We start from the raw sequence: 1,686 nt of genomic DNA, 5'->3' as shown, positions 1-1,686 counted from the left end.
CTTTTTTGCCGTGAATTTCAAATTTTTCTTTCCTAATATCCATAAACGTTGTATGTGGCTCATTTTTATCAAACCAAAACATTTTAGAACCGCAACAAGCATCTAAAATCTTAATTTCTGTCATAATCGCTCCTTAGAATGGAAGACCATCATCCGAGATATCCATCGGATTTGTCGTATTCCCTCGGAAAAACGATGTCTGCTCTGCTTCTCTGCTAAAATTAGGCATCGAGTTTGCGTTGCCATAATTTGAACTGTTTCCTGTTTGGAAATTACCACTTTGGTTTTGGCTGCTTCTGCTCTCTAGTAATTGAAAACTATTAGCAATAACCTCTGTGACATAGATACGCTGACCTTGCTGATTGTCGTAGTTACGAGTTTGGATTGCACCTGTAACGCCAATCAAAGCGCCTTTTTTAGCCCAATTTGCAAGATTTTCTGCCGGCTGACGCCAGATAACACAATTGATAAAGTCTGTCTCACGTTCCCCATTTTGGTTTTTAAAGTTACGATTGACAGCAAGAGTGAAAGTTGCGACTGCTTGATTGCTTTGCGTATATCGTAATTCAGCATCTCTAGTCATTCGACCAACTAAGACAACATTATTTATCATCCTCTTTGTCCTTTCTCGTATTTCGTTCTCCTATCAAGTAACCCAAAAACAGCCACAAGATAGCCATGCCTACCTCTTTTATAAATTCAATAATCATCTTCTTCTCCAAATTCTATTCCTAACCTTGATTTTTCAGGTTCTCTATAAATAATCAAAGCTGATGTGTGGTAATATGTGCAACTTACTCCGCTATCGGCAACCGCTGCAATATTTGACTGAAACTTAATGTCTATAATATCTATCAATTCATTTTGTTGAATAAAATCATTGATTAGCACATCTATTTCTTGATAATTGCTAAAACCATATTCCACTTCAATAAATTTTGTTTTTATCATTGCATGCCTCCCAAGCTAACAACTTCTTTTATTTCAAAAATTAGATTACTCAAAGACATCTAACGTACCTCCTGCCAACTCACTTTCAGTTTTACCTTGTAACAACACTTCAAACGATACTCCATTAGTTTCAAGCCACTCTTTAAACAACTTAGCTTGAGGATTGCCACCCGGAAATGTCAAACGCAAATCATAGCTTACCGCTTCGTTAGTCTCAAATTTTGCCATCTCTGGCGTTGTTTCTTGTGGTTCGGGTGCGATTGGGTCACTTTCCAAAATCTCGCCTGTATCAGCGTTAAAAGCCTTGATTTGAGCGTTAGCATTTTCTTTAGCTATACGTTCAATTTCTGCTTTACGTTCTTCCTCTGCTTTAGCCTGTGCCTCCTGTTGCTCTTTGCGTAATACAATAGCATCGCGGTCAGTTTTCATAATCTTTAAGACATCTACAAGAGTTTTCCCGTCTTCAAGATGTCTGATATAAGCATCTGCTGGCAAGTTGTATTCATTAGCTTGATCCAGAATAGCCTGTTTGTTTGCTTTAAATTCTTCAAGAGCATCAAACTCTACTAATACCAAACCATCCATTTCATCAAGCGTTGATTTCTTGAGTTCAAATTTACCTGTTTTAAAGTATTTCTTGAGGCTGTATTCATCGTAACGATCTTCAAATGTGGATTTTTCAAGCCCTAACTCTATACACTTGCTTTCAAAGGCTGCTCGGACAATATCCACGCG

The 1,686-nt window shown here is 37.7% G+C and carries 3 protein-coding genes; all 3 read right to left on the bottom strand.

The window, feature by feature from the left end; translation table 11 throughout:
* Positions 1-133: 133 nt before the first annotated feature.
* Entirely contained in the window at positions 134-613 is a 480-nt protein-coding gene (gene ssb, locus AB5287_RS09935) for a single-stranded DNA-binding protein (RefSeq protein ID WP_167770300.1), read from the bottom strand.
* 86 nt (positions 614-699) lie between these two features.
* On the bottom strand, positions 700-951 hold the full coding sequence (locus tag AB5287_RS09930) for a hypothetical protein (RefSeq protein WP_070840892.1): 252 nt from the start codon (positions 949-951) through the stop codon (positions 700-702).
* A gap of 45 nt (positions 952-996) precedes the next feature.
* On the bottom strand, positions 997-1,686 hold a 690-nt coding region (locus AB5287_RS09925), incomplete at its 5' end, for a DUF1351 domain-containing protein (RefSeq protein WP_368221167.1).

This window comes from Bifidobacterium sp. RTP21102st3_E2_RTP21102_210122, from assembly GCF_040916945.1.
In the GTDB taxonomy this organism is placed as follows: domain Bacteria; phylum Actinomycetota; class Actinomycetes; order Actinomycetales; family Bifidobacteriaceae; genus Bifidobacterium; species Bifidobacterium longum.
The sequence above is the reverse complement of the archived record's forward strand: the minus strand, read 5'-3'. Positions and strand labels throughout refer to the sequence as shown.